General features: G+C 60.1%; 5 protein-coding genes. All 5 read left to right on the forward strand.

Annotated features, from left to right (window positions below; genetic code table 11):
* Nucleotides 1-138: 138 nt before the first annotated feature.
* Nucleotides 139-2,208 carry an Ig-like domain-containing protein gene (locus tag BR83_RS0108910; RefSeq protein WP_027356791.1) on the forward strand — a complete coding sequence of 690 codons (2,070 nt, stop codon included), beginning with the start codon at nt 139-141 and terminating at the stop codon, nt 2,206-2,208.
* Between the two features lie 20 nt (nt 2,209-2,228).
* Nucleotides 2,229-3,575 carry an Ig-like domain-containing protein gene (locus BR83_RS0108915; RefSeq protein WP_027356792.1) on the forward strand — a complete coding sequence of 449 codons (1,347 nt, stop codon included), beginning with the start codon at nt 2,229-2,231 and terminating at the stop codon, nt 3,573-3,575.
* Between the two features lie 96 nt (nt 3,576-3,671).
* Nucleotides 3,672-5,720, forward strand: a complete 2,049-nt coding sequence (locus BR83_RS0108920; RefSeq protein WP_027356793.1) for an S-layer homology domain-containing protein — start codon at nt 3,672-3,674, stop codon at nt 5,718-5,720.
* A 149-nt stretch (nt 5,721-5,869) separates the two neighbouring features.
* A complete protein-coding gene (locus BR83_RS0108925; protein WP_157832990.1) occupies nt 5,870-7,312 on the forward strand; it encodes an S-layer homology domain-containing protein in 1,443 nt (480 codons plus the stop codon).
* Between the two features lie 150 nt (nt 7,313-7,462).
* Nucleotides 7,463-7,837: transposase (locus BR83_RS0108930; RefSeq protein WP_034634970.1), on the forward strand; the 375-nt coding region annotated here is incomplete at its 3' end.

The raw sequence follows: 7,837 nt of genomic DNA on the forward strand, positions 1-7,837 counted from the left end.
GTTTGAAGCGGCTGTGCGTAACACGTGGGCTGCCTGCAGGAGCGCCTTCTTTAAGGGAAGGCGGCAGGAATTAAAAATGCAGAGTACGCCGGTAAAAACGGACACTGCAGGAAAAAGTTTCAAAGGAGGCTGGAAGGTTTGATGTTTAACGTGTACCGCAATAAATACCGTGCCGCGGCCGGACTGCTGGCCGTAATGCTGGCCTTCTGCCTGGTGCTGGGCAGCGTGCCCTTTGCGGCCGAGGCTGCGGAAAGCCTGACCGTAAGTCCCGCTTCCAGCAATGCGGGAGCGGAATCGAACTATAATTTCACCGCCAGCGGCCTGAATCTAGCCGCCGGTGACGTGGCGGGGAAAGGTCTGGACGTTGTTTTCCCAAGCGGATTTGTGGTTAGCAGCAGCCCCGCCGTGGAAGTGGGCGTGACGGTGAATGGCGAAGTGTATTACGCCTATGTTGCCCCTGTAGTGGATTCTATAAACTCCCCCTATAAGGCGACCCTGACCGTTCCCGCCAGTATCGGCCTGCCCCAAGGTGGAATTGTGACCGCTGTAAGCGTCAAAGGTCTTGTCGTAACCAACACCACGACCGCGGGCAGTTACAGCGTCAGCCTTACCTTTACAGGCCCTGAGCCCGACAAAACTTTAACCCAACAAATTACCATCAACCCCGTTGTGGGAAATGTAACTTTGACCAGCCCCACAACCGACCCCACCGGTACGGCCGGAAGCCAGGTGAGCGTCCTGGTCAAAGGTGAGGTGAAGGATGTTGCGGGCCAGCCTTATTCTGGCATCGGTGTTAATTTTAGCGCAAAAGACCCACAGGAGAGCAACGTGACCTTAACCGTTTCACCCTCTTCCGTTACCACCATGGCTGACGGCACCTTTGCCGCCACCGTACAGTTTACACCTACAAAGGCTGGCACTTACACCGTGATGGTCAGCGCTGGTGGTGAAAGCGCAACTTTCAACGTGGTTGTCAATCCCGCCGCTGCCGCAAGGCTGGTATGGGTCAGCCCGCCAACGAGCTCGATCAGCCTCACCGGTCGCACGGCTCTGACCGTACAGCTTCAGGACCAGTACGGTAATGCGGTGAATGCTCCCACTGACGGTGTCGCCGTGGATCTGGCCGCGTTTGACCCGACGACAAAGGCTATGGCCGGCCGCTTCTATAATGCCGCTACCGGCGGCAGTGAGATCACAAGCGTGACCATCCCTGCCGGCAGCAACAACGACACTGTTTACCTGGAGCCCTTAGCCGCAGCGGCTGGCAAAACAATAAAAGTCGAAGCCCGGGCGGCGAGCCTGACTGTTGCTTCCGCTAACATTTCTGTCGGCGCGGCACCCACGCCCCCGTCTACAATTACCCTGGCCGCTTCCAGCAATGGCGTGGCCGGTTACGTGCAGGAAATTAAGGTGCTGCTTGATAAGGTTGCTGATCAAAATTACACACTGACCGTCAATCTGCTGGATGGAGCAAACCCAGCCTCCTGGGCGACCTGGGACACCGTTAAAGACACCAATTACCTGGCTGCCGGCTCCAAGGGTAACGGAGATACCTTTACCTTCCCCGCCGACCAGCAGGAAATGTGCATTTACGTCTACACAACTGCCGAAGCCGCGGGGAAGAACCTGACCGTCAAGGTTAGCGGGATTGGTACCAGTGAGCCAACTGCTCCTATCAGCTATGCTGCTGATATGACCCGCAGCCTGAACAAGGGCTGGAACGTCCTGTCCACCCCGCTGAAGCTGGCAGGGGACGGCGGCCTGCAGGCCCTGGGCTTTAACGACAGTAACTTCGAAATCGCCTGGACCTATGTCAACGGCGGGTGGAGCCAAGTGACGACCCAAGCTCTCAATCCGCTGCAGGGTTATTTTGTGAAGACCAGGCAGGCTGTAAATCTCAATTACACTTTCAAGCGTGCCGCCAGGGTGGAGGAAGCCGTGCCGCCCACCCGTGACCTGAGCGCCGGCTGGAACCTGGTGGGCGTGGGCACAAATGACACGAGTAAAGAGGTTTCCGACATCCTGGCCAGCGTGAAGGGCAAGTACGCCGTGGTGGTCAATCCTGGCATGGGTAATGTTGACGGCTGGACTGCCGTAACTGCTGATAACGATACTCAACCTAAGATCGGAGCCGGCGACGCCTACTGGGTGTACATGACCGCGCCCGGCACCCTGGCCGGCCTGATGGCGCCCGAGATGGCCCAGTAATGTGTGCGAGGTGAATATTGTTGCGCATCCGTAGGTTAATGGCTGTTGCGGCTGCGCTGTTCCTGCTGGCATCGATTACCATCGGTTCTACGGCGGCTTTCGCCGTAGAACCGATCCCCTCAATGCCCGCCGCTTATTACGGCCAGGTGTTCGTGGGCAGCCACGGGGGACAGCCTGCAGCCGATGGCGCAACGGTGGAAGTTTACCTGGAGGGCGACACCGCCCCCCGCGGCACCTCCATGCAGGTTGAAGACGGGTGGTACGGCGGGCCGGGTGGGTTTGACCCGAAATACCAGGTAGACGGCACAAGCAGTGATATTGGCAAGGAAGTTATTTTCAAAGTAAACGGCGTGGAAGCGGAAACCTTCAATGCCAGCGGGGCGCCTGTTGCGGTGACCTTTGATCCCACCGGCGAACCTGTGCAGGTCGACCTGGTCATCCCCGCCGCCCGGCTGACTCTGGTCCGGCCGGAGAATTTGAACGCCGCCCCGTACACGGCGGCGGATGCGGTGTTCGAGTGGCAGTCCGACCTGGCGCTTGACCCGGATGCCGCAGTAACGGCGACCTTCAGCGACGGCACGAACAGCGTTGACGGGGCGGTATACTTTTCTGCTGACGCCATGAACTTCACCGTCCAGCCGAAGGTGGACCTCCTGCCGGGTACGGCCTACACCCTCACGGTCAGCGGCCTGAAGGATGCAGCCGGCAACCCGGTGAACCTGGAACCGGTGGAATTCACCACCGCCCCTGCCGGCCCGGCAGCCCAGGTGAGCGGCGTTGAACCGGCGGTGGTTCTGCCCGGCGGAACCATCACCGTTTCGGGCCAGAACTTCCGTGCCGGGGCGAAGCTGGTGATCTTCGATGCTCAGAACCAGGTGGCCCGGGAATGCACCGCCAGCGTGGCTGACGAAAATACCCTGACCTGCGTTGTTCCCGCCGACCTGGCCGCGGGCCTGTACACCATCAACGTGTATAATGTTGGAGATGAGCGGCCTGTTTCCGGGGCGGTGGCCCTGACGGTGGCGGCGGCGGAAGTGCCGAAACTGGACCTGCTGAAGGGCAGTGCCGGCAGCCAGCCGGCAACCGACCTGAAGACCGGGGACGTGTTCCGGGTGCAGGTGCCGGTAACGGTGGCCCGGGACGTTCCCAACGCCCTTATAGTGGTGCGCCTGGACGATCCTGACGGAAAACCCCTCCTGGCATTCATGGAAGGCCCCCTGGACGCTGGCCGGGCGGTGAACTTCGGGGCCGGTTTCACCCTGCCGGAAAAGCCCGGTACCTACGCGGCCCGCGCTTACGTCTGGGACGGCTGGGATACCATGAACCCCGTAGCGGCAGCTCAGGAAATCTCCTTTGCAGTGCGGTAGCCAGTAGAAAGTAATCTTGCTTTCGATGGTGGTTTCGCCCGGAGCGGGCCCGTGCCGGTCCGCCCCGGGCACTTTGCAAAAGAGGGGGAAAATATCTTGCGGCGAAAATTACCGTTTATTGTAGTCGCTTCCCTGGTTTTCATCGTCGTTTTTGCCGGGATGGCCCTGGCTTCCGGCTTTACCGTGACCCTTGATCCGGTGCAGGTGGGGGTGCCCCGTCCCGATGCCCTCACGGTTTCCGGCACGGTTTCCTCCGGCGGAACCGGTGTGGCCGGGGTGCCGGTAACTCTGAAGGTAACTACCGTAGACGGCAACATAATAGGCGTGGAGCAGGTCACCAGCGGACCGGACGGCAGGTTTTCGGTCGTACTGGTGATGCCGTCGGGAGTGGAACCCGGCCAGGCGGTGGTGACCGCGGCCGCCGGAGGTTCCACTGCCGAGCAGACAATTTCCATTCCACTGTTGCCGGCTGCCTATTACGGTGCGGTGACTGACGCTTCCGGCCGGCCCGTGCCCGCCGGCAAGGTGGAAGCGTACATCGGGCTGCAGAAGTGCGGCGAAATTGATTTTGCTAACGGCTTTTACGGCGGTTCCGGCGGGTTTGATCCCAAGCTGGTGGTTACCGGCACAGAGACCGATGAGGGCCTGCCCGTCACCTTTAAGGTGGTGGTGGACGGCAAAGCTTATGATGCCACTCCCTATCCTGAGGTGACCTGGCAGCCGGGCGATGTGCGCCGGGTGGATTTGACTGCAGCCGTGGTATCACTGCCTCCGTCGCAGGACACCACCCCGCCGGTGGTGGCTTCCACCGACCCGGCCAATGATGCCACAAACGTTCCTGTGAACAAGACCATCACCGTCACCTTCAACGAGGACGTGCAGGCGGGGGGTGCTTACGACAGCATCTCTGTTAAGAATGCCGCCGGTAACACCGTCGCCGTGACCAAAAGCATCAGCGGCAAGGTCCTTACCATTAGGCCGAACACCTACTTCGCCTACAGCACCAGGTACACCGTGGCTATCCCCGCCGGTGCGGTGAAGGACATGGCGGGCAACGCTCTGGCGAATGAGTATGCTTTCAGCTTCACCACCCAGGCTGCTTCCGGCGGTGGCGGTGGCGGCGGTGGTGGCGGAGGCGGCGGTTCCACCAGTGTAAACCGCGTGGAAAAGGCCGTTTCAGCCACTTCAAAGACAGTGGCAGAGATTACCGACCGCGTGCGGGTGGAAATCCCTGCCGGCGCTGTTACCGGCACCAATCCCTCTCTGGTGGCCGAATTGTTGAGTGACAGCAAGGCTCAGGGTGCTGGAATGTCCCTGATCAGCCGGGTAGTTGACGTTTCTTTGAAAAACGGTGCGCTGGATGGCCAGTTAACCATCGTCCTTTATTACGACAAAGGCAAACTGGGTAGTAATGAAGAACCGGTCGCCTTCTACTATGACGAAGACAAGGCGCAATGGGTTCGCCTTGACGGTACCGTGGACAGCACTAAGGGAACGGTGACCGTGACGGTGGACCACCTCACCATGTTTGCCGTCTTTGCCGTGGCCAGGCAGGAGGAGCAGCCGCAGCCGCCGCAGCCGACCCCGGTGGTCACGTTCAAGGACATGGTCGGCCACTGGGCGGAGGCCACTGTGGTCAAGCTGGCCGGCATGGGCGTGATTAACGGCTATGAGGACGGCACATTCCGGCCCGGCAACAAGATCACCCGGGCGGAGATGGCCGTGATCATGGCGCGGGCGCTGGAACTGCAGCCTGCGGATGATGCCGTCCTGTCCTTTGCCGACGGCAGCGCCATTCCTGAATGGGCCCGCGGTGCGGTGGCGGCCGCGGTGGAGAACGGCCTGGTGAAGGGCTACCCGGTGCCGGGCGGCGTGGAGTTCAGGGCGAGCAATCCCATTACCAGGGCCGAGCTGGCCGCCATCTTAAGCCGGGTGCTTGAAGACAGGCTGGGTGAAATAACTGGCCAGCCGGTGCAGTTTGCCGATGCGGCAGAAATCCCGGCCTGGGCGAAGGACGCGGTGAACACCGCAGCCGCAGCCGGGGTGGTGGGCGGTTATCAGGACGGCACCTTCCGTGCCCAGAACAATGTTACCAGGGCTGAGGCCGCGTCCATGATCCTGCGCCTGCTGGAAAAAATAGAATAAAACCGTTCTTGCCGGAGGCGCTCAAGTCTGGGCGTCTCCGTGAAATTTTTGCAAATATATTGCAGTTGGTGATTGCAATTAAACACGTAATGTGATAAGATTTTGGCGGCAGCTGAATGCAACTTTTACAGATTTTAAGGGGGGATTTTGTGCGCGGTAAGACGGTATTGGTGGTGATGCTGGCCCTGTTGTTTGCCTTGGCCGCGGCCGGCGTTGCGGCGGCCCAAAACGCCGGGGAAATTCCGCCCCTTCCCGCGGCTTACTACGGTTCCGTGAATAATACGGCCGGCCTGCCGGTGGAGTCGGGCACGGTGGAGGCTTACATCGGCGGAAAGAAGTACGGTCAAATTGATATTTCCCGCGGCCTGTACGGCGGCCCGGGAGGTTTCGACCCCAAACTGGTGGTGGCCGGTACGGCTGATGATCAGGGGCGGCCGGTGGACTTTGTGGTGGTCGTCAACGGCACCGCATATACGGCTCAGGCCAGCCCCGCAGTTACGTGGACCAGCGGCGATGTCCGCCAGGTGAATCTGACGGTCGATCTGAATGCCGGCAGCGGGTCGGGTAGTCCGGGAAGCTCAGGAGGGACCAGCGGCTCCAGCGGGACCGGCGGGTCCGGTGCTTCCGGTGGTGGCAGCTCAAGCGATACCATTGCCCCGGCCTTACTCAGTTCAAATCCGGGCAGTGGGGCCGCCGGAGTGGCCGTTGATGAGACGTTCACTTTAACTTTTGATGAGGATTTGGCTGCTGACAGTGTTCAGGCAGAATTCATTGATCAAGCCACTAAGCAGGCTGTAGCCGCAAGTGCATCTGTCGACGGCAGGGTTTTAAAAGTGAAGCCTTCTGCAGCGCTTGCTTACGACACCGGGTACACTTTGCAGGTGACCGTAAAGGACCGGGCCGGGAATGAAGCGGAGGTGACCGTTGATTTCCGGACGGCGGCGGAGCCTGCGGCGGGCACCGGTTCCGGCAGCGGTACCGGTGAGGTTTCAGGCGGCACGCAGCCGGTGGAAGGGAAAGTTCCTTCCGCACCTGCCGGGTTCAAGGACATGGCCGGCCACTGGGCGGAGGCCACCGTGGCCAGGCTGGCGGGCATGGGCGTGATCAACGGCTATGAGGACGGCACCTTCCGGCCCAACAACAAGATCACCCGGGCGGAAATCGCCTCCATCCTGGCACGGGCGTTGAAGCTGCAGCCGGTGGAAGAGTCTGCCCTGAACTACACAGACAAAAACGCCATCCCGGCCTGGGCGCGCGGGGCCGTTGCCGCCGCGGCTAGGGAAGGCCTTTTGAAGGGCTATCCCGTACAGGGCGGTGTGGTCTTTAAGGCCGGTAATCCGGTCACCCGGGTCGAACTGGCGGCTATCTTGAGCCGGGTGCTGGAGGCCGGGCAGGGCGCGGTAACCGGTCAGGCGGCGAAATTTACCGATGCAGCCGCGATCCCGGCCTGGGCGAAGAACGCGGTGAATACCGCTGCCGCGTCTGGTATAGTGGGGGGATACCCGGATGGCAGCTTCAAGCCGGGCAGCAGTGTCACGAGGGCGGAAGCCAGTGCCATGATCCTGCGGCTTTTGGAAAAGCTAAACGGGTAATCCCGCAGGGCCTTCGGGAGATGTAAAATCTCCCGAAGGTCTTTTTGATAGATGGTGCCAGAATTGGATGGTGCCAGGCACTTAACTTATTAACTTATAGTTGAAGGGTTGGGGGGCCCCTGTTACAATGGGTGGCAGGGGGTGAATTTTTTGGGTAGGAGACCAAGAATCGAGTTTGAGGGCGCAATGTACCACGTAATCCAGCGGGGCAACAACAGGGAGTTTATATTTATTATGCCGGAGCACAAGGAGTATCTGCTTGAGCAGTTGCGGCACGCCGTTAACGTGGACGGCCTGGAAATTTTCGCTTATGTAATAATGAACAATCATTTCCACCTGGCCGTCCGTACGAATAAAGAGCCCCTGAGCAAAGTAATGCACCGTTTGAATACCCGCTTCAGCCGGTATTACAACCGTGAGCGGGGTCGGACCGGCCACGTTTTTGAAAGCAGGTATAAGGCCGTCCCAATTGAAAACGAGCGGTATCTTCTGGCAGTTGTCAGGTACATACACCGTAATCCTGTC

The sequence above is a fragment of the Desulfofundulus thermocisternus DSM 10259 genome (assembly GCF_000686645.1).
In the GTDB taxonomy this organism is placed as follows: Bacteria; Bacillota; Desulfotomaculia; order Desulfotomaculales; family Desulfovirgulaceae; genus Desulfofundulus; species Desulfofundulus australicus.